We start from the raw sequence: 25,412 nt of genomic DNA on the forward strand, positions 1-25,412 counted from the left end.
CATGGAAAGCAGCCCAATCCGCATCGCCCTGATCGGTGATTACGACCCGCAAGTCACCGCCCATCAAGCCATCCCCGTGGCACTCGGCTTGGCCGCCGAACAGATAAACCTGGACGTGCAATTCGAATGGCTGGCCACTGACCGCATCAACGCGCAAACACCGCTGCAGAACTTCAATGGCTTCTGGTGCGTGCCCGCCAGTCCCTACCGCGACAGGGATGGCGCATTGCGGGCGATTCGGTTTGCTCGCGAACATCAGCGACCTTTCCTCGGCACTTGCGGCGGTTTTCAACACGCGGTGCTGGAATACGCCCGCAATGTTTTGGGCTGGGAAGATGCCGAGCACGGCGAGACCCATCCCGATGCGAGCCGGGCGCTGCTCACACCGCTGAGTTGTTCGTTGGTTGAAGCCGTCGACAGCATTCACCTGGTTGAAGGTTCGTTGATCGCCAAGGCGTACGAAAGGGCTGAGATTCGCGAGGGCTATCGCTGTCGTTACGGTGTGAACCCAGAGTTTGAACAGGCGTTGCTGAGCCAACGACTAAGCGCCGTTGGACACGACTCGGCGGGGGATTTAAGAGCGGTGGAATTGCGCGGGCATCCGTTCTTTGTCGCCACCCTGTTCCAACCGGAGCGTGCCGCGCTCAAGGGCATTCTGCCGCCGCTGGTCCGTGGATTGATCGAGGCGTGTGCGAGGCAGACGTCATGATCGCCAACACGCTGAAAGCGCCCTATTACGCCGTGATCTTTACGTCGTTACGGACTGAAGGTGATCAAGGGTATGCGGAGGCTGCCGAACGAATGGTCGCGCTGGCTCGTGAGCAACCCGGGTTCCTAGGAGTGGAATCGGCTCGGGGTGAGGATGGGTTGGGGATTACGGTTTCTTACTGGGCCAGCGAGGCGGCGATTCTGGCGTGGAAACATCATCCCGAGCACAGTGAGATTCGTGAGCGTGGGCGGTCGACCTGGTACGCTTCCTGTCATACGCGGGTGTGCAGGGTTGAGCGCGATTATGCGTTTAGGCAGTGAATGATGTGGTGTTCTTGAGGCCGTCATCGCGGGCAAGCCCGCTCCCACAGGATTTGTGAGCAACACATATCCCTGTGGGAGCGGGCTTGCCCGCGATGAGGCCAGCACAGACACCGCAAAACTCAGCTCTGCACCAAACTGCGAACCGCCGATATCTCCGGCACTTCCCGCCGATTCATATACACCCGCAACGGCTCGGTAATATTGATCCGGTCATCGATGTTCTGATCCAGCAACAACTGAATCAACTCGCGCTTAAGCGTCATGGCCGGGGCCGGGCCCGCAGCCCAGACAAATTCGCTGGTGGGAATGATGCCGTCATCCGCCACATCCATGCCGAAGGAATCTTCGCTGAAACGCACGATGTATTGGCCGGTCTTGCGATTGAGGCCGACGAAGCCTTTGAGTTGGTCGGCGGCCTGACAGATGAGTTCGGAAGTGATGCGCATGCTAAACCTCACAGAAGGTCAAATAGGACCGGTGATCGATGGTTTACACGCAAGGCAGGCGATCGGGTTTCCCTCTGCCGGGGAAACTTTCGGGGCCAAGAGTACTGCAAAGAACTGCACAAAAGCGCGGAAAAAATCAGCTTTAAACACGTTTATGTCGGTCTGGCGATAGCGCTGGCGGCGCTCAGTTGTTAAAAGAGACGTCTTTGAACATCTGCGAAAGGATCTCGACCATGCCTGCTACCTTCTCCAAAAGCGCCCTGCTGCTGGGTGTGTTGCTCGGCCTCGGCCAGGCACAGGCTGCCACCGAGCCCAGCCCCACCGCGCTGGCCACCCGTTTGGGCATCCCGCATCCGGCGGTGATTGCTCACCGTGGCGCGTCTTTCGATGCCCCGGAATCCACCGCGGCGTCCTACAAACTGGCCCGCGATCTGGGCGCCGACTACCTGGAAATGGACCTGCAACGCAGCAAGGATGGCGTGCTGTTCGCCTTGCACGACAACAATCTGCAACGCACCACCGACGTGGCCACCAAGTTCCCTGAGCGCAAAGACAGCCCGGCCACGGAGTTCACGATCGCCGAGCTGAAAACCCTGGATGCCGGCAGCTGGTTCAACACGGCTTACCCGGATCGCGCGCGTCCTTCCTACGCCGGGCTGAAAATCCTGACCCTCGATGAAATCATCGACATCGCCCAGGGCAACCCGCTGCACAAACCCGGGCTGTACATCGAAACCAAAGAGCCGAAGCAGTTTCCCGGGATCGAGCACGACCTCAAGGAGAAACTTCAGGATCGCGGCTGGTTGAGCCCGGCCGGTTCGAAACTGGCGAAAAGCGCGCTGGCCGTCGGCCAGGGCAAAGGCAAGGTCGTGCTGCAAACCTTCGAGAAGAGCAGCCTCGAACTGCTTGAAAAAGAAATGCCGCAAGTACCGAAGATCCTGCTGTTGTGGGTGGGCGAAGGCAGCATCGAGCCTCAATCCAAGGTGACGTTCGCCGAGTCCGGCGACAAGGACAAAGCCACTTACTACGCCAAGCAGCAGCCCAAATCCAAAGCCGAGTTCCAGCAGTGGGTCGAGTACGCCAAGGCCCAAGGGGCGATCGGCACCGGTCCTTCCGCTGCGCTGACCAAGGGTGGCGATCAGAGTTACTCGGACCTGGTGCAACCGTGGATGAACCAGTACACCCACGACCAAGGTCTGCTGGTGCATGTCTATACCATCGACGATGCTGTGGATTACCAGAAAGTCATGGACGCGGGCGTCGATGGCATCTTCACCAACCGCGCCAGTGAGCTGCTCAAGTTCTACAAACGCCCGGCGGCGGCGAGTGTTGCGCAGTTGTTGACGAACAACGGGTATTGATCCAATACCGTGGCGTCCCCATCGCGGGCAAGCCACGCTCCCACAGGACCGAAGCAATACCTGTGGGAGCGGGCTTGCCCGCGATTGCTTTGAAAGCGGAATCAAAGTGGGAATTAAGGGTGAATTAAGTTGCCCCAATTAATCTGATCCCACTTAAACAGCTCACCCCAAGGAAAGAACTTCATGAAAACCCTGACTGCTCTGTTCACTGCCGCTGCCCTGACCCTCTCCGCTGGTTTGGCCCAGGCTGATGATGTTCCCGTCAACCAGATCCCTCAGTTGGTCAAGGAAGGTAAAATCAAGCCACTGGAAGAATTGAACCAGGTCGTGCTGAAGTTGCACCCGGGCGCGACGATTACCGACAGTGACCTGGACAACCACTTCAACGGTTACGAGTACGAAGTCGAACTGAAAGACGCCAAAGGCGTTGAATGGGACGTGGACCTGAACGCCGCCACCGGCGAAGTCCTGAAGAACAAACAAGACGACTGATGCGCACAGCAAAAAGCCGCACGATTTTCGGATCGTGCGGCTTTTTTGCGTCTGCGTGATGCGTTTGAATCAGGCGCTCAAGCGCGCCGTCACCTCATTCAACTGCCCCGACAACCCATGCAGGTTGTGGCTCGCCGCTTCGGTGCGTTGCACGTTGTCGAGGTTGGTACTGGCAATGCTGGTGATCTCGGTGAGGTTGCGCGAGATGTCTTCGGCCACTGACGTCTGCTCTTCCGCGGCGGTGGCGATCTGGCGGTTCATGTCGCGAATCGCTTCCACCGCGTGGGTGATCCGCTCCAGCATGGCGCCGGCCTGGGTCACTTGCTCGACACTTTCCTCACTGCGTGACTGACCGCTTTCGATCGCCTGCGCCGCGTCCACCGCACCGGTTTGCACAGTTTGAATGATCTGGTTGATTTCGATGATCGACGCTGCCGTTCGCTGGGCCAGGCTGCGCACTTCATCGGCCACCACCGCAAAACCACGCCCGGCTTCACCGGCCCGGGCCGCTTCGATGGCGGCGTTGAGCGCCAGCAGGTTGGTCTGTTCGGCGATGCCGCGAATCACTTCCAGCACCTTGCCGATGCGTCCGCTGTCGGTTTCCAGACGACGGATGACCGTGGCGGTGTTGGCAATTTCGCCGCGCATTTGGGTGATGGTGTGGATGGTGCCCTGCATGACTTTTTCGCCCTGCTGGGCTGATTGGTCAGCGTCATCGGCGGCACGTGCCGCATCGGCGGCATGACGCGCGACTTCCTGGGCGGTGGCGGACATTTCGTTCATCGCCGTGGCCACCTGATCGGTGCGGTTGAACTGCTCGTTGGTGCCACACGCCATGAGGCTGGCAATCGAATTCAGCTCGCCGCTGGCGCTGTCCAGGTCCTTGGCGCTGCGCTGCAAACGGGTGAAGGTTTCAGCGAGAAAATCGCGCAGGGTGTTGGCGGCCATCGCCAGTTTGCCCAACTCATCCTGACGGGTGCTCGACACGCGCTCGGCAAATTTGCCTTGGCTGAGTTGCGCCACGTACTCGATCAACGTGCGGATCGGTTCGACCAGGTTGCGGTTGACCAGCCACAGGCTCAACAGGCCGATCAACAGGCCCGAGGCGAGCATCACAATAATCCCCAGCAACACCGTGCGATCGGCGCTGGCGCTGATCAGTTTCGACTGTTCGGCGCCCTGCTTGCGCAACTCGCTGACCAGCTCGCTCATCTGATCGCTGGTCGCGCGGTCCACGCCCTTGACCGCCGTGTCGCCAGCGGTGGGGTCGGCGCCCGCCGCCACGTAGGCATCGCGGCCCTTCTGGTACGCCGCGCCCAGTTGGCGATGTTCGTCACGCAGGCGTTCGATGCGGGTCTTGAGTTGCGGCTCGATGCCCTTCTGCCCGGCGAGTTCACCGAGGATGCCCTGCACATCGCGCTGACGCTCTTCGAACTGCTTCCAGTATTTGTCCAGGTCCGCCGGCTGCTTGCCACGCAGCAGGACGTTTTTCCATTCCTGAACCTGCACCTTGAATTGCAGGTTGGCTTCATCGATCAATTGCGAAGTGTGCAGCGGGCCTTCGATCAGGTTCGCGTAGCTCTGCACGCCGCCGGACAGAAAGTGAAAGCAGGCCAGGGCAATCAGCAACACGGCCAACAGGCTGCCGCTCAACAGGGCGAGGATTTGCGCTCTCAGGGATTTTTGCAAAAACATCGAGTGATACTCATGACGGAGATGAAGCACGCGGGCGTGCGAGGTGTCCGGACATCCCTGTCGGCGACGCGGGTTCTCGACCGGCGTCGCAAAGATCTACCTCAGCGTCATCGGCGTGCGAGTGCCGTTCTTGAGCGGTTCCGACCACCGGTAGAAGGCCCTTTGCCAGCGTCTTTTGGCTGTCACAAAACCGTCAAGACTCCTTGCGATGATGTGGCTCAAGTGAACCTGTGAAACCCGCCACAACGCACCTCGTGTAGCAGCTGGCGATTGCGTCTCCCCTTGCGAGCCCTCATGAACCACAGCATCGACCACAGCCATCGCGACCCGGACCTGTTCGGTCTGCTTTACGGTTTCAGTTTCCGTCCCGGCGAGCGCGGTCGGGAGATCGATTCGGCCAAGGCGTTGCAGTGCCTGCAACAGCCGGACGACGGCGAGGAGTTTCTCTGGTTGCACCTGAACCTCGCTCACGCCGCGTGCGAGCGCTGGATGAAAAGTCACCTGGAATTGCCCGAGGAGTTTTTTGAAGCGCTGCACGAAGGCTCGCGTTCGACGCGCATCGAGCACGTCGATTCAGCGTTGCTGGCGGTGGTCAACGACGTGGTGTTCAACCTCAGCAGCATGGTCTCGTCTGATGTCTCGACGTTGTGGGTGTGTGCCCGCAGTCGGCTGATCATCAGCGCACGCCTGCAACCGCTGCACTCGGTGGACAAGCTGCGCTCATCGGTGAAGGCCGGTGAATGCTTCCGCTCGCCGCTGGAATTGCTGGTGCATTTGCTGCGTGATCAGGGCGAAGTGCTGACCCAGATCGTGCGCAAGACCAGCCTCAGCGTCGACCAGATCGAGGATGAGTTGCTGTCTTCGCGGCTGTCGACCAACCGCGCCGAGCTGGGTGCCAATCGCCGGGTGCTGGTGCGTCTGCAACGGCTGCTGGCGCTGGAGCCGGGCTCGCTGCTGCGCCTGCTCAATCGCCCACCGCAGTGGTTGCAGAAGGAGGACGTCAAGGAGCTGCGCAAGTCCACCGAGGAGTTCGCGCTGATCATCAACGACCTCACGGCACTGGGTGAGCGGATCAAGCTGTTGCAGGAAGAGATTGCCGCCAACCTCAATGAGCAGAGCAACCGCACGCTGTTTACTTTGACCGTGGTCACGGTGCTGGCGTTGCCGATCAACATCATTGCCGGTTTCTTTGGGATGAACGTCGGCGGCGTGCCGCTTTCCGGTGATCCGGAGGGGTTCTGGATTCTGGTGGCGCTGGTCGCGACGTTTACCGTGATTGCCGGGCGCTGGGCGTTTCGCAAACGCCAGGATTATTGAGCGCTACTGAAATCCATTCGCGGGCAAGCCCGCTCCCACAAGGTCTGTGCAGAACCTGTGGGAGCGGGCTTGCCCGCGAAGACGGAGGCACATCCTCCGCCGCTGCCGAGACAGAACAGATCAACGGACCGGCAAAAAAACCTGAACACTGATCCAACGCAGCCTCTCTGTAACATTTTGCAACGATCATGACGGACACTCCTTCCCTCCTCAGGATTGTCCGTCATGGCTACTCCTTCCTTCACCACTGCCCCGGCGCACGCCACCAGTAGTGCCAAGCCGCAATTTGATAAAAAACCCGGCTTGCTGACGATCGTGGTGTTTTTCGCTGTACTGGCTATCGGCTTGCTGTTCACCGCTTACAGCCTGATGCACGACATGAACGAACTCGGCACCGTGGTGACCACCTGGACGCCGTTTCTGTTGCTGGGCGTGGCGCTGTTGATTGCGCTGGGCTTTGAGTTCGTCAACGGTTTCCACGACACCGCCAACGCCGTGGCCACGGTGATTTACACCAACTCGCTGCCGCCGAATGTCGCGGTGGTCTGGTCCGGGTTCTTCAACTTCCTCGGCGTGTTGCTGTCCAGCGGCGCGGTCGCGTTCGGTATCATCGCCCTGCTGCCGGTTGAACTGATTCTGCAAGTCGGCTCATCCGCCGGTTTCGCAATGATTTTCGCCCTGCTGATCGCTGCGATCCTGTGGAACCTTGGCACCTGGTGGCTGGGCCTGCCGGCATCGTCGTCGCACACGTTGATCGGTTCGATCATTGGAGTCGGCGTCGCCAACGCGCTGATGCACGGCCGCGACGGCACCAGCGGCGTGGACTGGGCACAGGCGACCAAAATCGGTTATGCGCTGCTGCTGTCGCCACTGGTCGGCTTCGGCTTCGCCGCCTTGTTGCTGCTGGCCCTGCGCGCCTTTGTGAAGAATCGCGCGTTGTACAAAGAACCTAAAGGCACCACCCCACCACCGTGGTGGATTCGCGGTTTGCTGATCGTCACCTGCACCGGCGTGTCCTTCGCCCACGGCTCCAACGACGGCCAGAAAGGCATGGGCCTGATCATGCTGATTCTAGTCGGCACCCTGCCGATGGCGTATGCGCTGAACCGCACCATGCCGGCGGATCAAGCGTTGCAGTTCGCCGCCGTGGCGGAAGTCACCCAGCAAGCGCTGGTCAAGGCTGCGCCGCAACCGGCCCCGGCCGACCCGCGCGCTGTACTGTCCGAATACGTGCGCAGCAAGGAAGCCACGCCGCAACTGGTGCCGGCGCTCGCGGCACTGACCGGCCGCATCGGCGCTGAGGTCAAGGGCTATGGTTCGCTGGCGAAGGTGCCCGCCGAGGCCGTGGGCAACGTGCGTAACGACATGTACCTGACCAGTGAAACCATTCGCCTGATGGACAAGAACAAGGTCGGCAACTTCGACGCCGACACCAGCAGCAAGCTGCAACTGTTCAAACAACAGATCGACAACTCCACGCGGTTCATTCCGCTGTGGGTGAAAATCGCCGTGGCCATCGCGCTGGGGCTGGGCACCATGGTCGGCTGGAAGCGCATCGTGGTGACGGTCGGCGAGAAGATCGGCAAGACTCACCTGACCTACGCCCAAGGCGCCTCGGCGGAAACCGTGGCCATGCTGACCATCGGCGCGGCGGACATGTTCGGGCTGCCGGTGTCGACCACCCATGTGTTGTCTTCGGGCGTGGCCGGGACCATGGTCGCCAACGGTGGCGGGTTGCAGATGAAGACCATCCGCAATCTGCTGATGGCCTGGGTGCTGACCTTGCCGGCGGCGATTCTGCTGTCGGGCAGCTTATATTGGCTGTTCACCCAATTGTTCTGACCCACCCTGACTTGTAGGAGCGAGGCTTGCCCGCGAAGGCGGCTGCACATTCAACATCAATGTGTCAGACAAGGCGCTTTCGCGGGCAAGCCTCGCGCCTACAGGTGATGGGTTGTTGTGGATTGGATGATTTGCCCCAACCAATCCATGAATGCCCGCACCCGCAACGGCAGATGCCGTTGCCGGGCATACAGCAGCGACACTTCCATCGACGGCGCATTGTGCTGCGGCAGCACCGCCACCAACTCGCCGCTCAGCAGGTAGAGTTTCATGCCCATCATCGGCGCCTGCACCAAACCGAACCCACCCAGGCACGCCGATTCATAACCGTCGGTGCTGTTCACCGTGATGCTCCCCGCCATTGGCAGTCGATGTAGCGTGCCCTCTACCTCATACAAAAAACCTTCCGAGCGCGCGCCCAGCACGCCGACGTAATGCACCAGTCGATGCCGTGCCAAATCCTCGAGCGTTTGCGGGATGCCATAACGCTGCACATACGCGGGGCTGACGCAGTTGACCATGGCGAAGTCGCACAGGTGGCGCGCGACCACCGATTGATCCGGCTGAGCGCCGACCCGCACCACACAATCGAAGCCTTCGCTGAGCAGATCGACGCGACGGTCGGTGGTGCTGATTTCGAGTTCCAGATTAGGGTGCAGCGCCATGAATTCCGGCAGCCGTGGCATCACGATGCGACGGGCCAGGATGTTCGGCATGTCGACGCGAATCCGCCCGGTGAGCGAGGCCGCGTCCTGGCGAAACAGCCCTTCGATTTCGTCCATGTGCGACAGCAGATCCTTGCTGCGCTCATACAACACCAAACCGTCCTGGGTCGCCTGCACCTTGCGCGTGGTGCGTTGCAGCAAGCGTGTACCTAACAGCGCTTCCAAGGCTTGCACGTGCTCCGACACAGTGGACCGGGGCAGGCCCAGGCTTTCACCGGCTAGGGTAAAACTCGACTTTTCGCTGACGCGAACGAAGGTGCGCAGCAGTTCCAGTTTGTTCATGGGCCGACCTTCTATTGTTCGGATTAACCGATCAGTGATTCCAGTTTCAACCTGTTTATCACTGTAGGGCGGATAAATAAACTTCCTCACATCAACCACCCACTGCCCTTGAGGAAGTCCCATGAACCGTAGAATCGCACTGATCACCGGCGCCAGCCGCGGCCTTGGCAAAAACGCAGCGCTGCATCTGGCAGCCCAAGGCATCGATGTCATCGGCACCTACAACAGCAAGGCTGACGAGGCGCACGCACTGGTCGCAGAAATCGAAAGCCTCGGCGGTCGCGCCGCCATGCTGCAACTCGACGTTGGCCGCAGTGAAGGCTTCGCCGATTTTGCCACTCAGGTTGCAGGGGTGCTGAGCAGCCATTTTGATCGCGAGCATTTCGACTTCTTGATCAACAACGCCGGCATCGGCCTGAATGCGAGCTTCGTCGACACCACCGTCGCCCAGTTCGACTTGCTGATGAACATCCATTTGAAGGGGCCGTTTTTCCTGACGCAGAACCTGCTGCCGCTGATGACGGACGGTGGGCGAATCCTCAACGTGTCCAGCGGTCTGACCCGCTTCAGCCTGCCGGGATACGGCGCCTACGCGGCGATGAAAGGGGCGATGGAAGTGCTGACGCGCTACCAGGCCAAGGAACTCGGCGCCCGTGGGATTTCCGTGAACACCTTGGCGCCAGGCGCCATCGAAACCGATTTCGGCGGCGGTACGGTGCGCGACAACAGCGAAGTGAACAGCTACGTGGCTGGCAATACCGCCCTGGGTCGCGTCGGTCTGCCGGACGACATCGGCGCCGCGATTGCGTTGTTGCTGGCGCCGGGCAGTCAGTGGATCAACGGCCAGCGTGTCGAAGCTTCGGGCGGGATGTTTCTGTAACTGGCGTACCGTTCAGCGGGCTGAACATCAGCCCGCTGAACTCTTTCAACTGCGCGATAGCAAACGCTGTAGCACCGTCAACAGCTCGACCCTCCCCTTGCGCGGTTCGCCTTCAAACTCGATCCAGCCTTCGTTGAACCCATCGATCATCTGCATCCGTGGCAATGGGTTGCGCATGCCCTGACTGGCGAACAGTGCCTGCCAGGTCTCGCGCGGCACACTCTGCATCCGTACCGGTTTGCCCAGCAGCGCGCTGAAAGCGGCGCCCAGTTGCAGCGGCGTGATGCGTTGCGGGCCTTCCAGTTCGACGATGCGTTTGCCCTGCCATGACGCCTGCAACAGCTCGGCAGCCACTCGGCCGACATCCGCCGTGGCGATCATCGGCACCGGTTTATCGAGGGGTTGCAGAAAACTCGGAATCATTCCTGAGCCCATCGCGTATTCAACGTCCCACTGAGCGTTTTCCATGAACCAGGCCGGGCGCAGGAAGGTGACGGGCGACTCCAGATTCGTTAACGCCTGCTCCAGCCATTGCAGCTGGTTCAGCAGGTTTGGCTGAGTGGCTTGGGCGCCGATGGTCGACAGGCACACAACCTTACCGGGGCGCGCGGCTTCAAGCGCCCAACGGATGTTTTCCACCACCTGCCGGGTTTCCGGAAAACCCGGCGACGGGTCGAAGTTCGACGGCATCATCACAAATACGCCTTCCACCTCGGTGAACGCCCGCGCCATGGCCTCACGATCGTCGACATCGGCAATCGCCACTTCACACCCACGTTGCGCCCACGTCGCACCTTTTTCCGCGCTACGCACCACGGCGCGCACGATGTGACCGGCGGCCAACAACGTACGGGCGACTGCGCCGCCCACCTGCCCGGTAATGCCCATCACTGCATACATGAACTGTTCTCCTGCTCGAAGACGACGTGTGTCGCGATGGGGAAATAGTCAGCGACAAAAGAAGATTCTCCGATAGCATGAATGTCATTGCACACGTGATCAGGAATCATCAATGAGCTTCGATGCCAGCCTTGCCAATGGCATGGGCGTGTTCAGCGCGGTGGTCGACGGCGGCAGTTTTGTCCGAGCCGCCGAAGCGCTGGAATTGACGCCATCAGGCGTGAGCCGGGCCATTGCGCGCCTGGAAAAACGCTTGGGCATTCGCCTGTTCGACCGCACCACTCGCACGGTTACCCTCACCGACGAAGGTCGACGGTTTTACGCAGAGATCGCGCCGCTGCTGGCCAGTCTCGAAGAAGCGGCCAACTCGGCATCGAGCAGCGCGATTCAGGTCAGAGGACGTTTGCGGGTGAACATGGACCCGTATTTTTCGCGGCTGATTCTGGGCCCGGCGCTGGGGCGGTTCATGGAGCGCTATCCGGAGTTGTACCTGGAACTGCAAACCCGCGATCAATTGGGCGACATGGTCGCGGACGGTTTCGATCTGGCGGTGCGCTTCGGCCACCCGGTGTCTTCATCGCTGGTGGCGCGCAAGCTGCTGGACGTGCGGGTGCTGACCCTCGCCTCGCCGGCTTACCTGAAAAAACACGGACGCCCGCTGACACCGCAAGACATGGAGCACGAGCAGCACGTGTGCATGCAGTTTCGCGATCCACAAACCGCCCGGCCGTTCGGCTGGGAATTCCATCGTCCGGGCAGGTCGGTGCTGCATGTGCAGCCGCACTGCCGATTGCTGGTCAATGACGTCGGCACGTTGCACAGCGTGTGTGAAAGTGGCCAGGCCATCGCCCAAGTGCTGGACCTGGGGATAGCGCCGGCCTTGAAGGAGGGTCGTTTGGTCGAGTTGTTTCCCGACTGGCCCGATGAGCGTTTTCCGTTGTATGCGCTGTATCCGTCGCGGCATCTGCCGGCGGCCAAGGTTCGGGCGTTTCTGGATTTTGTCATTGAGCTCTGTACGGCTTGACCCGACTCATGACCACGCGCTCGCGCACCACGTCATACACCCAGTGGTAAACGTACGTGTACGGCAGGAAAAACAGCAACACACCGATGTCCAGCAGGAACGCTTGCCACAGGCTGATGTTCAGCCACCAGGCAATCAACGGCACGCCGACCGCGACCAGGCCGCCTTCGAACAGCAAGGCATGGACGACACGCACCCAAGCGGTGCGCACCACCTGCAATCGATCGAGCAGGCGGTCGAACAGGCCGTTGAAGACCACGTTCCAAGCCAGGGCAAGGGCCGCGATTGCCATCGTCACCAGGCCCATGTCGAGCATCGGTTTGTCCATGATCCAGGCCAGCAGCGGGGTACAGATCAGGATGGCCAGCAGTTCGAAACCGACGGCCTGGAAAATACGTTCAGTGATGGATTTGTTGAGGGTCATGATCAGACTCCCTAAGTGACTGTGGTTGCCATGATCGGCCATCACATCGATACTTCATAACCAATAACCATCGATCAAGGCGATAGTTCATGGCATCCCACGAAGTGTTGCAGGCCTTCGTCCAGGCCGCGACTCAAGGCTCGTTTTCCGCTGCGGCACGCAAGCTGGGCCGCAGTCAGTCGACCATCAGCGCGGCGGTCGCCAGCCTGGAAATCGATTTGAACCTGACCCTGTTCGACCGCAGCAGCCGCAAGCCGACACTGACGCCGGCCGGGCGCGTCATGCTGCTGCGGGCGGAAGAAATTCTGGCCGCCACCAGCCGTCTGGAAATGACCGCCAGCCAATTGTCCGAAGGGGTCGAGGCGAAACTGACGGTGGCGATTTCCGACACCTACCAGTCGGACCGATTTGAAGCGGCACTGAGTAGCTTCGAGCAGCGTTATCCGGACCTGGAACTTGAATGCCTGATTGCCGAATGCGACGACCTGGTGGCGTTGGTGCAAAGCGGTCGAGCGCATGTTGCCTTCGCTGAGATGCAGGACAGTTACCCACCGGATTTGGTCAGCTCGACGGTGGATGAACGCACGGAAATCGCGCTGTTTGTCGCCCATGAACACCCGTTGGCGGCGCTGGGCACTGTCGATCAGGACGTGCTGCAACAGCATCGCGAGCTGCGCCTGGCGACCATCGTCAATCCGTATGAAAGTCGGGCGAAGGGACGCGTCTGGTCGGCGCCGAGTTACTTGATGCTGATGGAAATGGCCCAGGGCGGATTTGGCTGGGCACCGCTGCCCCGGTGGCTGGTCGGGCGTTTTGGGGCGGGGACGTTGCAGGAACTTCAGGTTCGCGGCTGGCCGAAAACGGTGTCGGTGGATGCGCTGTGGTCGCGGCAGCATCCGCCGGGGCCGGCGGGGAGTTGGTTGTTGAGCAAGATGCTGGAATAGCGGTGCTGCCATTCGCCAGCAGGCTGGCTCCCACAATTGATCTGCACTGGTCCCATGTGGGAGCGAGCCTGCTCGCGATGGGGCCCGCAAGATCACCTCACTCCAACGCCCGCAACCGCGCCTCGATAAACCGCCGCTCTGGCACCTGCTGCGTCAATTCCAGCGCGCGCTCATACGCCGCCCGCGCCTCATCGACCCGCCCCAACTGCCGACAAAACTCCGCCCGCGCCGAATGCGCCAAGTGGTAATCGAGCAACTCTCCGCGATCCAGAATCGCCTCGACCAGCGTCAGCCCCACCAACGGTCCATCGCGTTTCGACAGCGCCGCCGCACGGTTCAGCTCGATCACCGGCGAAGGCACGGCTGCCAACAACACGTCATACAGCCCGACAATTTCCACCCAATCGGTCTCCCCCACCGACGGCGCTTCGGCATGCACCGCCGCAATGGCCGCCTGCAGGCAATAAGGCCCGAACCGCCGAGTGGTCAGCGCCCGCTCCACCAGCGTACAGCCTTCGGCAATCATTCCGGCGTCCCACAACGAGCGGTCCTGTTCATCCAGCACAATCAACTCACCACTTGGCGAGGTCCGCGCCAGACGCCGCGACTCATGCAACAGCATCAGCGCCAGCAACCCCATGACTTCCGGCTCGGGCAGCAACTCCATCAATAACCGTCCCAACCGAATCGCTTCGCGGGTCAGGTCCTCACGGGTCAGTTCGGTGCCGATGGATGCCGAATACCCTTCGTTGAACACCAGGTAAATCACCCGCAACACGCTGTCGAGGCGTTCGGGTAATTCGGCCAACGTGGGCACTTGATAAGGGATTTTCGCGTCGCGGATTTTCGCTTTGGCGCGCACGATGCGCTGGGCAATGGTCGCCGGTGCCGAGAGAAAAGCCCGGGCGATTTCCTCTGTGGTCAGGTCGCAGACTTCCCGCAGCGTCAACGGTACCTGCGCATCTGCCGCGAGTGCCGGGTGACAGCAGGTGAAGATCAGGCGCAGCCGATCGTCTTCCACGTCTTCGTCACTCCAGTCGGACTGCTCCAGCGCCTCCAGTTGAGCGATCAACATCGGCTGCGACGCCGTGAAACGCGCGCGCCGACGCAACGTATCGATTGCCTTGAAGCGCCCGGTGGACACCAGCCAGGCGCGCGGATTGTCCGGCACACCGTCACGCTGCCAACGTTCGACCGCGACGAAAAACGCCTCGTGCAAGGCCTCTTCCGCGAGGTCGAAATCGCCGAGCAAGCGGATCAGGGTCGCCAGGATTCGCCGCGAATTTTCGCGATAAACCTGCTCGACCCGAGCCGTCACCGTCACGCCGGGCATCAGTCCGGCATGCCTTCGGTCACCAACGTCTCCAGCCGATCCAGGCTTTGTCCCCAACCGTCGTGAAACCCCATGGCCTCGTGAGCCTGCCGATCCTCTTCGGACCAGTGCATGGCGCGGGCGGTGTAGAGGGTTTTACCGTCGCGGTCTTCGAGGGTCACTTCGGCGCTCATGAAGGGTTTGCCCGACGGAATCCAGCCGGGGATAAAGGCATCGGTAAAGACCAATCGCTCAGGGGCGACGATTTCCAGAAACACGCCCATGGTCGGGTATTCGGTGCCATCCGGCGCGCGCATCAGGGTGCGAAACTGACCACCGACCCACAAGTCCATTTCACACTCGGGCGTGGTCATGCCATGCGGCCCCCACCACTGCACAAGCAAGGCCGGCTCGGTCCAGGCGCGGAAGATTTTGCGGCGCGGTGCATCGATCAAGCGACTGATGGATAACTCGAACGCGGCAGGTTGTCTTTTGTAGGGTTGCGGGCTCATGGGATCTCCTGTCTTGTGATTGTTATTCAGGGATTCAACTGGCGAACGGGACGTACCTCGACACAGCCGACCCGGGCCGCCGGGATGTTACCGGCGACCTGGATCGCTTCATTGAGGTCCTTGGCATCGATCAGGTAGAAGCCGGCCAACTGCTCCTTGGTTTCGGCGAACGGGCCGTCGGTGATCGACATTTTGCCGTTGCGCATGCGCACGGTGGTGGCGGTCTGCACCGACTCCAGCGCCTCGGCGGCGATCATCCGGCCGCTGCCCTGGATCGACTCGGCGTAGGCCATGCACTCGGCGTCTTTCGGGCTTTCGGGCAGCGAGTGCAGTTCGCGCTCGCTGCTGTAGACCAGGCATAAATACTTCATGGAGGCTCTCCATTTCTTGGGGCTCAGCCCGAACCGAACTGATCAACTATGGCTGCAGTTTGCTGCTTTCGCGACATTCCCGACGACCAGCCGGCCATCAAGGTTCCAGGTTGAACAATGTCGTGCCGCTCATCATGTCGAACGGCGCCGACCAGTGTTCGTGAACGATGCGCCATTGCCCATCGTCGCGCCGATAGCAGGCGGTCACGCGCATCCAGCAGGCCTGGGTTTCACCTTTCTCGTTGGTGCCGCCGCAATGGGCTAGCCAATGGGCGAAGGCAATGTGTTCGTCCGCGACGATGTTCATGTGGTCGAAGTCAAACTTGTGCTCGCCCTGGCACATTTCCATGCACTCCTGCCAATGCGCGCGGTAGGCGGCCTTGCCGCGAAATTGCAGGGCCTTGACCGCGTCGTAGGAGACGATGTCCTCGGCGTACAGGGGCATGAGTTTCTCGATGTCCTTGGCGATGACCGCCTGACGATACGTGTCGATCAGGGTCTGGATTTCGTGGGTAGCGTTCATGGTGGTTCTCCGTGGTTTTTGGTGTGAAGACACCCTTAGTCGTCTGGCGAAAAGCCAAATCGACAGTCCAAATAAAAATAATCCAAGAACGCAAAGTCGTTAGAATTCGAAGCACATTCATGTTGGAAAAAGGACACTCCAGTGACAACCCGACTCGTGCCTTACGAATGCCTGAACGCGCGCCAGCGCCAGCAGATCGAGGCCATTGAAGTTCACAAGGAACAAATCAAATTCTCCGGCGACATTCACGGTGCGTTGCACACCTTGCTGTCCCAACCCGGCCCCGGCGTCAAAGGATTTGCCCTGCTGGCCGAGGAGGTTCCCGTCGCCTTCCTGCTGCTCAAACGCCCGCCGGTCCTGCCCGCCTGGGCTGACGAACACAGCGCCACCCTGCATGCCTTGCAGGTTGATCACCGAGCCCAAGGCAAAGGGTACGGCAAGGCCTGTTTGCAAGCGTTGCCCGACGTGGCGCGCCAGGCCTGGCCGCATATCAAAGCGCTGGAATTGTCGGTGGATGCGGACAACGAGGCCGCCATCGCGCTCTATGCCAAATTCGGCTGGGTCGACAGCGGCGAAGCCTACAAGGGCCGGATCGGATACGAACGGCGCATGAGTCTGGTTTTCTGAGGTGGTTATGCTCGACAGCATCGAAGCATTGGAAGCGATCTACGGCCAACCCCACGACCGCGCCGTGCGCAAGCAAATCCCCTTTCTCAACGAGGACTACCAGGCGATGGTCCGCGCCTCGCCGCTGGTGATCATCAGCTCGGTCGGCCCCGACGGCCTGGACGGCTCACCCCGTGGCGACTTGCCGGGCTTCGTGCGGATCATCGATGAGCGGACACTGGCGATCCCGGATCGGCCCGGCAACAACCGCATCGACACCTTGCGCAATGTCGTGCTCGATTCGCGGGTGTCACTGCTGTTCATCATTCCGGGGATCGGCGAGACGTTGCGTGTCAACGGCACGGCGCAGATCAGCGCCGAGCCTGGCTTACTGGAGAGTTTTGCGGTCAACGGCAAACCGGCACGCACCGTGATGCTGGTGACGGTAGAAGCAGCGTTTTTCCATTGTTCGAAAGCGATAGTGCGTTCGGACTTGTGGAACCCTCACAAGCACCTGGATCGCTCGGCACTGCCGACGGCGGGTGCGTTTCACAAGCGGCTGAATGACGGACAGTTCGATGCTGAGACGTACGATCGGGAAGCGCCGGTGAGGGTGCGAGATAGTCTTTATTGATCAAATACTAAAAAGGGTTGCCTTGAGGCAACCCTTTTTAGGAAATGACTAGCTCTCATAAGAGAAGACAGTAGTCGAGCAATTGCTTCTCGATACTTTGACGCTGGCCAATAACCAAAGCGATCACTACAAGGTTTTCACTCGGGAACACCTCATACAACACTCGCTGTCCCAGAGGAAGGTACTCACGAAAATGAGTCACCCCAAGGGACGCCGCTTCCTGACAAACACCGTAAACATGGGCTTGGCTGCTCAGCACCGTAACGATCTGCATCACCAGTTGATCGACCATCTCTGCCGCTTTTTTGCGACCGCATTGCTGCGTCAGATAATGCTCCAGCGAAATGACCCCATGCTCCGCAGCGGTCGCAAACTCTACCCTGAAGGCCTCAGGCATCGTTATCGTCTTGCTGCAACTGGCGCCGCTGCGCCAATCTGGCCAGCAAAGTGTCGCCCGAAATCAGCTTTCCCTGTTCCTTGTCGCGAGAGGAGAACGAAAGAAGCTTGATCAGGGCAATGGCCTCATCTCGCCGCTTTCGTTCCTCGTAGGACTCGATCACATAAGCCGGGACGCCATTTTGAGTGACGAGCATTGGCTCCGAGAGATCCAGCGCTGCCGCGTTCTTTTTTACAAAACTGATTGTTTCAACTCGCATCATTCATTCCTCTGCTCACCATCCAAAACAGGATGGCCCGCGCAACAAGGTCTAAATTTAGGCCATTAAAAAACTAATCTCAAGGATTCATTTTCTGATGCTACAGCGGCTAAACAATGTGGGAGTGGGTTTGCTCGCGAAAGACTCCCACAGGGGATCTCCAGCTGGCTTACAGCTCAAGCACCATTTCATGCCACGCCATGCCGCCGTGGTCGGAGGCTGAGGGCTTGATGTAGGCGAAGCCGAACCCGGCGTAGAGCGGTATGTGCCGCTCCTTGCACATCAGGTTGATGCTGACTTTGTTCAGTGCCCGCATCCGCTCGATGAATTCACCCATCAAGCGTTTTGCCAGGCCCTGCCCCTGATAATCCGGGTGCACCACCACCGACATGATCACCACGTGCGGCCCGGCCGGGTCGTGGCCGATCAGTTCCTTGAAGGCTTCGTCCGACATTTCCACCTGAAACGCCGCACCGGAGTTGATGAAACCGGCTACGACGCCGTCGACTTCGGCCACGATAAAACCCTCTGGCCAGGTGGCGATGCGGGTGGCGATTTTCTCGCGGGTCGCGGCTTCGTCGCCTTCGTAGGCAACGGTTTCGATGGCGTAGCAGCGGTCCAGATCAGCAGGCGTGACGTGGCGGATGACGGTGTTCATGGCGACTCGGGATCAGCGTTGGGAAGGCTGCCGATCATAAATGAGCATCAGCACGACATCGAGAGGCGAATCGCTGATCCGCCTCTCGATGCGTTCATTAGGGCTTGAGCGGCAGCCAGATTTCCAGCACGCCGGTGTTGAGCTTCGGGTTGAAGTCTTCGCTGTAGCGTTCGAATTCCGGGGCATCCGCCGCCTGATAGCCGGACTGCGGCAGCCAGGTTTTCCAGATGTAATGGAACGTCTGCGGCAAGGTATCCAGAGCGCCCTTGTGCTCGAACACCGCGTAATGCTGCGGTTGAACCTCGACCCAGCGGTACTTGTCGGGCAGGTCGTCGAGTTTGCTGATTTCAACGCCGGCGATGTATTCGAAGCCGCCCTTGCCATCGGGATTACAGCAGATGCCGTAGGTCACTTCGCTTTTTTGACCGGGAATTTTGCCAATCTCGGGAATGAATTTCTCCCAGAGGTCGGGGATTTTTTTCGATGTTTCCTGGGTAAATCGTCCGCCAAGCCCGGCAATGAGCAGAAAGTGCCCGTGCACGAAGCGTGGCTTGGCCGGTTCGATGCCTGTTTGCTCATCCATGACTCAACTCCTGAGACTGAAAAGTGGGTTCGGCTGGGAGTATAGAAGCCAAACCCGATTCGCCCACTTACAGGGCGTGCAACGGTTCGACAGCGCCAGAGCCGACGAACTCGTTGTAACCCGATAGGATCACATAGACTGCGAAATAGCAGAAGATCGCCGCTGATGCCATGTACGAATAACGCAGCAGTTTGTCACCCAGCAACTTGCCGCCGTGGCTCGCGGCGAAGCATAAAGCGACACACCAGAGCACGCCGGCGCACAGAAAGCCGCCAAGAAACAGCGCCGAACTGAGGGCGCCACCGCCGCCAGACCGCGCGATCAATGTGCCGCCCACCGCCGCGAACCAGAGAATCGCGCTGGGTGACGACATGGCGAGGAAGATCCCGCGGAAAAACTCCTTGCGGTGCGAGTTATGCCCCACCTCGGCGGTTTGCGCCAACACCGCTTCATGGTGGATCGCCGAATAAATCATCTTCGCCGCGAAATACACCAGCAACGCCGAGCCGCCGATCCACAGCACCCAACGCACGGTTTCGTATTGCAGCAAAACGGTCATGCCCGCCAGTGCCAGCACCGCGTAAATCAGGTCGCCGACACACGTCCCCAACCCCAGGGCAAAGCCTTGAAAATAGCCGCGTTGCATCGCCAGCGTGATCATCGCGATGTTGGCCACGCCGATATCCAGGCACAGCGAAAGGCTCAGCAAGAAGCCACTACTAAATTCCATCTACCCGTTTCCTTCGGAAAAATTTGTTTACATAGTCGCTGGACAGTTTGCCACATCAACCCTTACATTCCGCCACAGGTCACCGCAGTGACCAGCGTCGCTCGGACGGTTCCGGGCGCTCACGTTATCCGAGGCAACAATGGCTAACCCAGGTTCGCCGCGCCGCTTTGCGCGCATAGATCGACTCCCCCCTTACGTATTCAACATCACTGCCGAGCTGAAGATGGCCGCCCGTCGTCGTGGCGAAGACATCATCGACTTCAGCATGGGCAACCCTGACGGCCCTACTCCGCCGCACATCGTCGAAAAACTGGTCACCGTCGCCCAGCGCGAAGACACCCACGGCTACTCCACGTCCAAGGGTATTCCGCGCCTGCGCCGGGCAATTTCCAACTGGTACAAGGATCGCTACGCGGTCGACATCGACCCGGAAAGCGAAGCCATCGTGACCATCGGTTCCAAGGAAGGCCTGGCGCATTTGATGCTGGCCACCCTCGACCAGGGCGACACCGTGCTGGTGCCGAACCCGAGCTACCCGATTCACATCTACGGTGCGGTGATTGCCGGCGCCCAGGTGCGTTCGGTGCCGCTGATTCCCGGCGTGGATTTCTTCGCCGAACTGGAAAGTGCGATTCGCGGTTCGATCCCGAAACCGAAAATGATGATCCTCGGCTTCCCGTCCAACCCGACCGCGCAATGCGTGGAGCTGGATTTCTTCGAGCGGGTGATCGCCCTCGCCAAGCAGTACGACGTGTTGGTGGTACACGACCTGGCTTACGCCGACATCGTCTACGACGGCTGGAAAGCCCCGTCGATCATGCAAGTGCCGGGCGCCAAGGACATTGCGGTGGAGTTTTTCACCTTGTCCAAGAGCTACAACATGGCGGGCTGGCGCATCGGTTTCATGGTCGGCAACGCTGAACTGGTTAACGCCCTGGCGCGGATCAAGAGCTACCACGACTACGGCACGTTTACGCCGCTGCAAGTCGCCGCCATCGCTGCGTTGGAAGGCGACCAGCAGTGCGTCAAAGACATCGCCGAGCAATACCGCCAGCGGCGCAACGTGCTGGTCAAAGGCCTGCATGAATTGGGCTGGATGGTCGAAAATCCGAAAGCGTCGATGTACGTCTGGGCCAAGATTCCCGAGGCTTACGCGCACCTGGGCTCGCTGGAGTTCGCCAAGAAGCTGCTCGCCGAGGCCAAGGTCTGCGTCTCGCCGGGTGTCGGGTTTGGGGAGTATGGGGATGATCATGTGCGCTTCGCGCTGATCGAAAACCAGGACCGGATTCGTCAGGCAGTGCGCGGGATTCGCGGGATGTTCCGCGCGGATGGGCTGGTCAGCAAAACCAACGCCTGACCTAAAACTTGTGGGAGCTGGCTTGCCTGCGATGGCATCAACTCGGTTCGACGTTAAACCGAGTCGCCTGCATCGCGGGCAAGCCCGCTCCCACATGTTCTGTAGCGTTTAGACGAACAACGACAACAGCAGGATAAAGCCCAGCGCAACGATGGACAGGATGGTTTCCATCGCGGTCCAGGTCTTGAAGGTTTCGGCCACGGTCATGTTGAAGTACTGCTTCACCAGCCAGAAACCGGCGTCGTTGACGTGCGACAGGATCAGCGAACCGGCACCGGTGGCCAACACCAGCAGCTCACGGTTCACACCCGGAATCATCCCCACCACCGGCACCACGATGCCGGCGCCGGTAATGGTCGCCACGGTTGCCGAACCGGTCGCAATACGGATCACTGCCGCCACCAGCCAGGCCAGCAGGATCGGCGAAATCTGCGCTTCCACCGCCATGTTGCCGATGACATTACCCACACCGCTGGTCACCAGCATCTGCTTGAAGCCACCACCTGCACCGATGATCAGGATGATTGCGGCGGTTGGTGCAAGGCTGGCATCCAGCCATTTGAGCATCTGGTTAGAGCCAATGCCCTGTTTGTAACCGAAGGTGTACAGCGACAGCAGCAACGCCAGCAGCAGTGCCGAGATCGGATGACCGATCAGGTCCATGAACGTGCGGAAGAAGTTGCCGTCCGGCAGCACCACATCGGCAAAGGTCTTGAGCAGCATCAGGAACACCGGCGACAGCACGGTGATCAAGGTGATGGCGAAGCTCGGGAGATCGGCAGACTCGTTATCACGCGCCAGTTGATCCACCAGCTCCTGGTTAGGATGACCCGGAATGTACTTGGCAATGAACGTGCCGTAGATCGGGCCGGCGATGATGGCCGTCGGCAACGCAACGATCAGCCCGTACAGAATGGTTTTACCAATGTCGGCACCGAACACGCCGATGGCCAGCAACGGACCCGGGTGCGGCGGAACCAGGCCGTGCACCGCAGACAGACCGGCCAGCAGCGGGATACCGATCTTGATGATCGACACGCCGGTACGCCGGGCGACGATGAACACCAGCGGGATCAGCAGCACGAAACCGATTTCGAAGAACAGCGGAATGCCGACCAGGAACGCGGCGAACATCATCGCCCACTGCACCTTGTCCTTGCCGAACGCGCGAATCAGGGTCTGGGCAATCTGATCCGCCCCGCCCGACTCGGCCATCATTTTGCCGAGCATGGTGCCCAGCGCCAGGATGATCCCGACGAAGCCGAGCACGCCACCGAAGCCGTCCTGGAACGCTTTGATGATGGTGCCGATCGGCATGCCGGAGGTCAGGCCGAGAAACGCGGCAGCAATGATCAGGGCAATGAAGGGGTGGAACTTGAACTTGGTGATCAGGACGATAAGCCCGATCACCGTAACCACTGCATCGAGCAGCAGGAACGTCTCGTGGGACATGCCAAACATTAGGGGTGTCTCCTGGTTGTTGTTGTTATTAAAGCGAGTAATTCGAAAGCCATAAGGACAGCGCTATCTCTGCGGGCAAAACTCATACGGCGTGTTTCAGGCCATGAGCCTGCCACCAGTCATGAGCTTGCTTCGCCAATTGGTCGACGCTGTGGTTCGACGCGTCCAGAGCCAGGGTCAGGGGCTCACCAACAGGCGATTCAAGGGTGGCGAACTGGCTGTCGATCAACGTTGACGGCATAAAGTGGCCCGGCCGATGGGAGACACGATCGGCGGCCACTTCAGGGGTCAGCTCAAGGAAAACGAAGCCCAGGCCCGGCAAGGCGCTGCGCAGACGTTCGCGGTAAATGTGTTTGAGGGCCGAGCAGGTCAGCACCGGGCGTTCGCCCTTGGCGTCGATGCGGCGCAATTCATCGCACAGGCTGTCGAGCCAGCCGGCACGGTCTTCGTCGTTCAGGGGGATACCCGCGCTCATCTTTTCGATATTGGCGGCAGGGTGGAAAGTGTCGCCTTCAATGGCGGTCGCGCCGCTGAGTTGGCACAAGGCCTCGCTGACGCAAGTCTTGCCGCAACCGGCAACGCCCATGATGACCAGGGCGGTGATGGGATGATTCATGTAACACCTCAGCGCGCAGACAGCGCTACCTTTGCCAGTTATGACACTAGGAAAAGCAGAAGTTGCCGACGCCTTCTTGTCATTTTTGTGGGTTGCAGCATGTTCGTTCCCAACGCCAAAAAACGAGGATCAGGCAGACCCCGCTCACGCATTTGCAGCTGCATCGAGACAGCGCTACCTTAGTGCCTCGAATTTTGTTTGGCAAGCCGTCCGATGATCTCCCCTAAAAACGATAAAAATACGCGCACCACTGGCCGCCCCACCTTGAACGAAGTAGCACGCCTGGCCGGTGTCAGCCCGATCACCGCCTCCCGCGCCCTGCGCGGCGTTAGCACGGTGGCCACTGAACTGGTGGAAAAAGTCCAGAAAGCGGCGCTGGAACTCAACTACGTGGTCAACCCTGCCGCCCGCGCGCTGGCCTCGGCGCAGAGCCATTCGGTGGTGGTGCTGGTGCCGTCGCTGTCCAACTTGTTGTTCATCGACACCCTGGAAGCCATTCATCAGGTTTTGCGCCCCAAGGGTTTCGAAGTGCTGATCGGCAACTTCCATTACTCGCGCGATGAAGAAGAAAACCTGCTGCGCAACTACATGGCCTATCAGCCGCGCGGGTTGCTGCTGACCGGTTTCGACCGCACCGAAAGTTCGCGGCGGATGATCGAGGCGAGCAACATTCCGTGCGTGTACATGATGGAACTGGACAGTGCGGCGGGCCTTAATTGCGTCGGTTTTTCGCAACTGGCGGCGGGTGAAACAGCGGCGGAACATTTGCTGTCACGGGGACGCAAGCGCCTGGCCTACATCGGCGCGCAACTGGACCAACGCACGCTGTTGCGCGGCGAAGGTTTCCGTCGCGCGCTGCAAAAAGCCGGTTTGTATGACCCGGACCTGGAAGTGCTGACCCCGCGCCCCTCCTCGGTCGGTTTGGGTGGCGAGTTGTTCCTGCAACTGTTGGCCAGCCATCCGGATGTCGATGCGATCTTCTTCGGCAACGACGACCTGGCCCAGGGTGCGCTGCTGGAAGCCATGCGGTGCGGGATCAAGATCCCCGAACAAGTGGCGGTCCTCGGCTTCAATGACCTGCCGGCCTCGGCGCACATGGTGCCGCGCCTGAGCAGCATCAGCACCCCGCGAGAAGCCATTGGCCGTCGTTCGGCGGAGTTGATGCTGACCTTGCTGGCGGGTAATTCGGTGGCCAAACCGGTGCAGGACATGGGGTTCGAGCTGAAGGTGCGCGAGAGCACCTGATGTTGGCGAGGGAACCACGCTTTTTTGTAGCAGTTGGCGAAGCCTGCGGCTAAGGGTCGTGTTACGGCTTGCTCACTCGCTTTGGCAGGCACACTATTAATTTCCCGAAGCCTGCGAACTGCTAACGGAGTAGCCCCATGGAACATGCACTGAAGATTCTCGGCAAAGCGTCCTCGATCAATGTCAGAAAGGTCCTGTGGACCTGTGAGGAGCTGGACCTTTCCTACGAACGTGAGGACTGGGGCGGCGGTTATGCGTCAACCCACACGCCCGAGTTTCTCAGGCTCAACCCCAACGCACTGGTGCCCGTGATCATCGATGAGGCCGGTGTGCTGTGGGAATCCAATACCATCTGCCGCTATCTGGCCGCTAAACACCAGCATACGGATCTGCTTCCCCACGAGCCTGCGGCGCGTGCGCGGGTGGAACAGTGGATGGATTGGCAGGCGACCGAACTCAATGCCTCGTGGAGCTACGCGTTCACCGCGCTGGTGCGCAAGGATCCGGAGTTCCAGGACGCGCATCACATTGCCGCCGGTGTACGCGGCTGGAATCAGAAGATGGGCATCCTCGAGCATCAGCTCGCGGCCACCAAAGCCTATGTCGCCGGACCGCGATTCACGCTCGCCGACATTGTCATCGGGTTGTCGATCAACCGCTGGTTGATGACCCCGATGGAACGGCCTGATTACCCGGCCATCGACGAGTACTTTCAACGGTTGGCACAACGCCCGGGATTCCTCAAATACGGCTGCAACGGCCTGCCTTGAGCGGCTCCGGCAAC

30 protein-coding genes are annotated in these 25,412 nt (G+C 60.1%); 14 read left to right on the forward strand and 16 right to left on the reverse strand.

Features of this window, described 5'->3' with window-relative positions:
* Position 1: 1 nt before the first annotated feature.
* Positions 2-709, forward strand: coding sequence for a CTP synthase C-terminal region-related (seleno)protein (locus ACA057_RS24520; RefSeq protein ID WP_497343058.1), 708 nt, complete (start codon positions 2-4; stop codon positions 707-709).
* A complete protein-coding gene (locus ACA057_RS24525; RefSeq protein WP_497343060.1) occupies positions 706-1,029 on the forward strand; it encodes an antibiotic biosynthesis monooxygenase family protein in 324 nt (107 codons plus the stop codon). The genes ACA057_RS24520 and ACA057_RS24525 overlap by 4 nt, the downstream gene beginning before the upstream one ends.
* Positions 1,030-1,151: 122 nt before the next feature.
* Here the strand turns inward: ACA057_RS24525 and ACA057_RS24530 are convergent, their stop codons facing one another.
* Positions 1,152-1,478 (reverse strand): DUF2025 family protein, encoded by a 327-nt coding sequence (locus ACA057_RS24530; protein WP_497343062.1) that lies wholly within the window; start codon positions 1,476-1,478, stop codon positions 1,152-1,154.
* A 233-nt stretch (positions 1,479-1,711) separates the two neighbouring features.
* On the opposite strand from ACA057_RS24530, the gene ACA057_RS24535 reads away from it, so the two are divergent.
* A complete protein-coding gene (locus ACA057_RS24535) occupies positions 1,712-2,839 on the forward strand; it encodes a glycerophosphodiester phosphodiesterase (RefSeq protein WP_497343064.1) in 1,128 nt (375 codons plus the stop codon).
* Positions 2,840-3,022: 183 nt separating this feature from the next.
* Entirely contained in the window at positions 3,023-3,331 is a 309-nt protein-coding gene (locus ACA057_RS24540) for a PepSY domain-containing protein (protein ID WP_497343066.1), read from the forward strand.
* A gap of 69 nt (positions 3,332-3,400) precedes the next feature.
* On the opposite strand, the gene ACA057_RS24545 is transcribed toward ACA057_RS24540, so the two are convergent.
* Entirely contained in the window at positions 3,401-5,026 is a 1,626-nt protein-coding gene (locus ACA057_RS24545) for a methyl-accepting chemotaxis protein (protein ID WP_497343069.1), read from the reverse strand.
* Positions 5,027-5,320: 294 nt separating this feature from the next.
* On the opposite strand from ACA057_RS24545, the gene ACA057_RS24550 reads away from it, so the two are divergent.
* Complete coding sequence (locus tag ACA057_RS24550; RefSeq protein ID WP_401362352.1) at positions 5,321-6,343, forward strand: transporter; 1,023 nt, start codon at positions 5,321-5,323, stop codon at positions 6,341-6,343.
* Positions 6,344-6,568: 225 nt separating this feature from the next.
* The gene (locus tag ACA057_RS24555) at positions 6,569-8,185 is read left to right on the forward strand and encodes an inorganic phosphate transporter (protein WP_497343071.1); all 1,617 of its coding nucleotides are present in this window, start codon (positions 6,569-6,571) and stop codon (positions 8,183-8,185) included.
* Positions 8,186-8,283: 98 nt separating this feature from the next.
* Here the strand turns inward: ACA057_RS24555 and ACA057_RS24560 are convergent, their stop codons facing one another.
* Positions 8,284-9,192 carry a LysR family transcriptional regulator gene (locus ACA057_RS24560; RefSeq protein ID WP_497343073.1) on the reverse strand — a complete coding sequence of 303 codons (909 nt, stop codon included), beginning with the start codon at positions 9,190-9,192 and terminating at the stop codon, positions 8,284-8,286.
* 121 nt (positions 9,193-9,313) lie between these two features.
* Between ACA057_RS24560 and ACA057_RS24565 the strand changes: the two genes are divergently transcribed.
* Positions 9,314-10,072 (forward strand): SDR family NAD(P)-dependent oxidoreductase, encoded by a 759-nt coding sequence (locus ACA057_RS24565; RefSeq protein ID WP_497343075.1) that lies wholly within the window; start codon positions 9,314-9,316, stop codon positions 10,070-10,072.
* A gap of 45 nt (positions 10,073-10,117) precedes the next feature.
* On the opposite strand, the gene ACA057_RS24570 is transcribed toward ACA057_RS24565, so the two are convergent.
* On the reverse strand, positions 10,118-10,972 hold the full coding sequence (locus ACA057_RS24570; RefSeq protein WP_497343077.1) for an NmrA family NAD(P)-binding protein: 855 nt from the start codon (positions 10,970-10,972) through the stop codon (positions 10,118-10,120).
* A gap of 112 nt (positions 10,973-11,084) precedes the next feature.
* Here ACA057_RS24570 and ACA057_RS24575 point away from each other — a divergent pair, with 112 nt between their 5' ends.
* On the forward strand, positions 11,085-11,996 hold the full coding sequence (locus ACA057_RS24575) for a LysR family transcriptional regulator (RefSeq protein ID WP_497343079.1): 912 nt from the start codon (positions 11,085-11,087) through the stop codon (positions 11,994-11,996).
* On the opposite strand, the gene ACA057_RS24580 is transcribed toward ACA057_RS24575, so the two are convergent.
* Positions 11,974-12,420 (reverse strand): multidrug/biocide efflux PACE transporter, encoded by a 447-nt coding sequence (locus ACA057_RS24580; protein WP_497343081.1) that lies wholly within the window; start codon positions 12,418-12,420, stop codon positions 11,974-11,976. The two genes, ACA057_RS24575 and ACA057_RS24580, sit on opposite strands and share 23 nt — an antisense overlap.
* An 89-nt stretch (positions 12,421-12,509) precedes the next feature.
* On the opposite strand from ACA057_RS24580, the gene ACA057_RS24585 reads away from it, so the two are divergent.
* On the forward strand, positions 12,510-13,364 hold the full coding sequence (locus tag ACA057_RS24585; protein ID WP_497343083.1) for a LysR family transcriptional regulator: 855 nt from the start codon (positions 12,510-12,512) through the stop codon (positions 13,362-13,364).
* Positions 13,365-13,461: 97 nt separating this feature from the next.
* On the opposite strand, the gene ACA057_RS24590 is transcribed toward ACA057_RS24585, so the two are convergent.
* The 4 genes from ACA057_RS24590 to ACA057_RS24605 form a co-directional block, all read right to left on the reverse strand.
* On the reverse strand, positions 13,462-14,697 hold the full coding sequence (locus tag ACA057_RS24590; protein WP_497343085.1) for an RNA polymerase sigma factor: 1,236 nt from the start codon (positions 14,695-14,697) through the stop codon (positions 13,462-13,464).
* Positions 14,697-15,188: an SRPBCC family protein gene (locus ACA057_RS24595; RefSeq protein ID WP_497343087.1), complete on the reverse strand. Its 492-nt coding sequence runs from the start codon at positions 15,186-15,188 to the stop codon at positions 14,697-14,699. Before ACA057_RS24595 ends, ACA057_RS24590 begins: the two co-directional genes overlap by 1 nt.
* Positions 15,189-15,214: 26 nt before the next feature.
* A complete protein-coding gene (locus tag ACA057_RS24600) occupies positions 15,215-15,559 on the reverse strand; it encodes a YciI family protein (RefSeq protein WP_059402946.1) in 345 nt (114 codons plus the stop codon).
* A gap of 97 nt (positions 15,560-15,656) precedes the next feature.
* Positions 15,657-16,082 carry a YybH family protein gene (locus ACA057_RS24605; RefSeq protein WP_497343089.1) on the reverse strand — a complete coding sequence of 142 codons (426 nt, stop codon included), beginning with the start codon at positions 16,080-16,082 and terminating at the stop codon, positions 15,657-15,659.
* 141 nt (positions 16,083-16,223) lie between these two features.
* Between ACA057_RS24605 and ACA057_RS24610 the strand changes: the two genes are divergently transcribed.
* The gene (locus ACA057_RS24610) at positions 16,224-16,709 is read left to right on the forward strand and encodes a GNAT family N-acetyltransferase (protein ID WP_497343091.1); all 486 of its coding nucleotides are present in this window, start codon (positions 16,224-16,226) and stop codon (positions 16,707-16,709) included.
* 7 nt (positions 16,710-16,716) lie between these two features.
* Complete coding sequence (locus tag ACA057_RS24615; protein WP_497343093.1) at positions 16,717-17,322, forward strand: pyridoxamine 5'-phosphate oxidase family protein; 606 nt, start codon at positions 16,717-16,719, stop codon at positions 17,320-17,322.
* 55 nt (positions 17,323-17,377) lie between these two features.
* Here ACA057_RS24615 and ACA057_RS24620 read toward each other — a convergent pair whose 3' ends face one another.
* From ACA057_RS24620 to ACA057_RS24640, 5 genes are all read right to left on the reverse strand, one after another.
* Positions 17,378-17,719, reverse strand: coding sequence for a hypothetical protein (locus ACA057_RS24620; RefSeq protein ID WP_497343095.1), 342 nt, complete (start codon positions 17,717-17,719; stop codon positions 17,378-17,380).
* Positions 17,712-17,978 carry a prevent-host-death protein gene (locus ACA057_RS24625; protein ID WP_046049521.1) on the reverse strand — a complete coding sequence of 89 codons (267 nt, stop codon included), beginning with the start codon at positions 17,976-17,978 and terminating at the stop codon, positions 17,712-17,714. Before ACA057_RS24625 ends, ACA057_RS24620 begins: the two co-directional genes overlap by 8 nt.
* A gap of 169 nt (positions 17,979-18,147) precedes the next feature.
* Entirely contained in the window at positions 18,148-18,636 is a 489-nt protein-coding gene (locus ACA057_RS24630; protein ID WP_497343097.1) for a GNAT family N-acetyltransferase, read from the reverse strand.
* Between the two features lie 97 nt (positions 18,637-18,733).
* Entirely contained in the window at positions 18,734-19,219 is a 486-nt protein-coding gene (locus ACA057_RS24635; RefSeq protein WP_497343099.1) for a GyrI-like domain-containing protein, read from the reverse strand.
* A gap of 67 nt (positions 19,220-19,286) precedes the next feature.
* Positions 19,287-19,949, reverse strand: a complete 663-nt coding sequence (locus tag ACA057_RS24640) for a LysE family translocator (protein ID WP_497343101.1) — start codon at positions 19,947-19,949, stop codon at positions 19,287-19,289.
* 139 nt (positions 19,950-20,088) lie between these two features.
* Here ACA057_RS24640 and alaC point away from each other — a divergent pair, with 139 nt between their 5' ends.
* On the forward strand, positions 20,089-21,306 hold the full coding sequence (alaC, locus tag ACA057_RS24645) for an alanine transaminase (RefSeq protein WP_497343103.1): 1,218 nt from the start codon (positions 20,089-20,091) through the stop codon (positions 21,304-21,306).
* 108 nt (positions 21,307-21,414) lie between these two features.
* Here alaC and ACA057_RS24650 read toward each other — a convergent pair whose 3' ends face one another.
* Positions 21,415-22,767, reverse strand: a complete 1,353-nt coding sequence (locus ACA057_RS24650) for a GntP family permease (RefSeq protein ID WP_497343105.1) — start codon at positions 22,765-22,767, stop codon at positions 21,415-21,417.
* Between the two features lie 82 nt (positions 22,768-22,849).
* Positions 22,850-23,383 carry a gluconokinase gene (locus ACA057_RS24655; protein ID WP_008151141.1) on the reverse strand — a complete coding sequence of 178 codons (534 nt, stop codon included), beginning with the start codon at positions 23,381-23,383 and terminating at the stop codon, positions 22,850-22,852.
* A 213-nt stretch (positions 23,384-23,596) separates the two neighbouring features.
* Here ACA057_RS24655 and gntR point away from each other — a divergent pair, with 213 nt between their 5' ends.
* Both gntR and ACA057_RS24665 read left to right on the forward strand, forming a co-directional pair.
* Positions 23,597-24,628: an HTH-type transcriptional regulator GntR gene (gntR, locus tag ACA057_RS24660; protein ID WP_497343108.1), complete on the forward strand. Its 1,032-nt coding sequence runs from the start codon at positions 23,597-23,599 to the stop codon at positions 24,626-24,628.
* A 137-nt stretch (positions 24,629-24,765) separates the two neighbouring features.
* On the forward strand, positions 24,766-25,398 hold the full coding sequence (locus ACA057_RS24665) for a glutathione S-transferase family protein (RefSeq protein WP_497343110.1): 633 nt from the start codon (positions 24,766-24,768) through the stop codon (positions 25,396-25,398).
* The last annotated feature ends 14 nt before the right edge of the window (positions 25,399-25,412 follow it).

This window comes from Pseudomonas sp. LBUM1661 (assembly GCF_059695925.1).

Coding starts and splice junctions, on each gene's coding strand:
- ACA057_RS24590 (WP_497343085.1), bottom strand. CDS start 14,697: ATGCCCGGCGTGACGGTGACGGCTCGGGTCGAGCAGGTTTATCGCGAA.
- ACA057_RS24525 (WP_497343060.1), top strand. CDS start 706: ATGATCGCCAACACGCTGAAAGCGCCCTATTACGCCGTGATCTTTACG.
- ACA057_RS24580 (WP_497343081.1), bottom strand. CDS start 12,420: ATGACCCTCAACAAATCCATCACTGAACGTATTTTCCAGGCCGTCGGT.
- ACA057_RS24615 (WP_497343093.1), top strand. CDS start 16,717: ATGCTCGACAGCATCGAAGCATTGGAAGCGATCTACGGCCAACCCCAC.
- ACA057_RS24655 (WP_008151141.1), bottom strand. CDS start 23,383: ATGAATCATCCCATCACCGCCCTGGTCATCATGGGCGTTGCCGGTTGC.
- gntR (WP_497343108.1), top strand. CDS start 23,597: ATGATCTCCCCTAAAAACGATAAAAATACGCGCACCACTGGCCGCCCC.
- ACA057_RS24565 (WP_497343075.1), top strand. CDS start 9,314: ATGAACCGTAGAATCGCACTGATCACCGGCGCCAGCCGCGGCCTTGGC.
- ACA057_RS24545 (WP_497343069.1), bottom strand. CDS start 5,026: ATGTTTTTGCAAAAATCCCTGAGAGCGCAAATCCTCGCCCTGTTGAGC.
- alaC (WP_497343103.1), top strand. CDS start 20,089: ATGGCTAACCCAGGTTCGCCGCGCCGCTTTGCGCGCATAGATCGACTC.
- ACA057_RS24630 (WP_497343097.1), bottom strand. CDS start 18,636: ATGAACACCGTCATCCGCCACGTCACGCCTGCTGATCTGGACCGCTGC.
- ACA057_RS24665 (WP_497343110.1), top strand. CDS start 24,766: ATGGAACATGCACTGAAGATTCTCGGCAAAGCGTCCTCGATCAATGTC.
- ACA057_RS24535 (WP_497343064.1), top strand. CDS start 1,712: ATGCCTGCTACCTTCTCCAAAAGCGCCCTGCTGCTGGGTGTGTTGCTC.
- ACA057_RS24605 (WP_497343089.1), bottom strand. CDS start 16,082: ATGAACGCTACCCACGAAATCCAGACCCTGATCGACACGTATCGTCAG.
- ACA057_RS24635 (WP_497343099.1), bottom strand. CDS start 19,219: ATGGATGAGCAAACAGGCATCGAACCGGCCAAGCCACGCTTCGTGCAC.
- ACA057_RS24585 (WP_497343083.1), top strand. CDS start 12,510: ATGGCATCCCACGAAGTGTTGCAGGCCTTCGTCCAGGCCGCGACTCAA.
- ACA057_RS24560 (WP_497343073.1), bottom strand. CDS start 9,192: ATGAACAAACTGGAACTGCTGCGCACCTTCGTTCGCGTCAGCGAAAAG.
- ACA057_RS24620 (WP_497343095.1), bottom strand. CDS start 17,719: ATGCCTGAGGCCTTCAGGGTAGAGTTTGCGACCGCTGCGGAGCATGGG.
- ACA057_RS24650 (WP_497343105.1), bottom strand. CDS start 22,767: ATGTTTGGCATGTCCCACGAGACGTTCCTGCTGCTCGATGCAGTGGTT.
- ACA057_RS24595 (WP_497343087.1), bottom strand. CDS start 15,188: ATGAGCCCGCAACCCTACAAAAGACAACCTGCCGCGTTCGAGTTATCC.
- ACA057_RS24600 (WP_059402946.1), bottom strand. CDS start 15,559: ATGAAGTATTTATGCCTGGTCTACAGCAGCGAGCGCGAACTGCACTCG.
- ACA057_RS24575 (WP_497343079.1), top strand. CDS start 11,085: ATGAGCTTCGATGCCAGCCTTGCCAATGGCATGGGCGTGTTCAGCGCG.
- ACA057_RS24640 (WP_497343101.1), bottom strand. CDS start 19,949: ATGGAATTTAGTAGTGGCTTCTTGCTGAGCCTTTCGCTGTGCCTGGAT.
- ACA057_RS24555 (WP_497343071.1), top strand. CDS start 6,569: ATGGCTACTCCTTCCTTCACCACTGCCCCGGCGCACGCCACCAGTAGT.
- ACA057_RS24520 (WP_497343058.1), top strand. CDS start 2: ATGGAAAGCAGCCCAATCCGCATCGCCCTGATCGGTGATTACGACCCG.
- ACA057_RS24625 (WP_046049521.1), bottom strand. CDS start 17,978: ATGCGAGTTGAAACAATCAGTTTTGTAAAAAAGAACGCGGCAGCGCTG.
- ACA057_RS24540 (WP_497343066.1), top strand. CDS start 3,023: ATGAAAACCCTGACTGCTCTGTTCACTGCCGCTGCCCTGACCCTCTCC.
- ACA057_RS24550 (WP_401362352.1), top strand. CDS start 5,321: ATGAACCACAGCATCGACCACAGCCATCGCGACCCGGACCTGTTCGGT.
- ACA057_RS24570 (WP_497343077.1), bottom strand. CDS start 10,972: ATGTATGCAGTGATGGGCATTACCGGGCAGGTGGGCGGCGCAGTCGCC.
- ACA057_RS24530 (WP_497343062.1), bottom strand. CDS start 1,478: ATGCGCATCACTTCCGAACTCATCTGTCAGGCCGCCGACCAACTCAAA.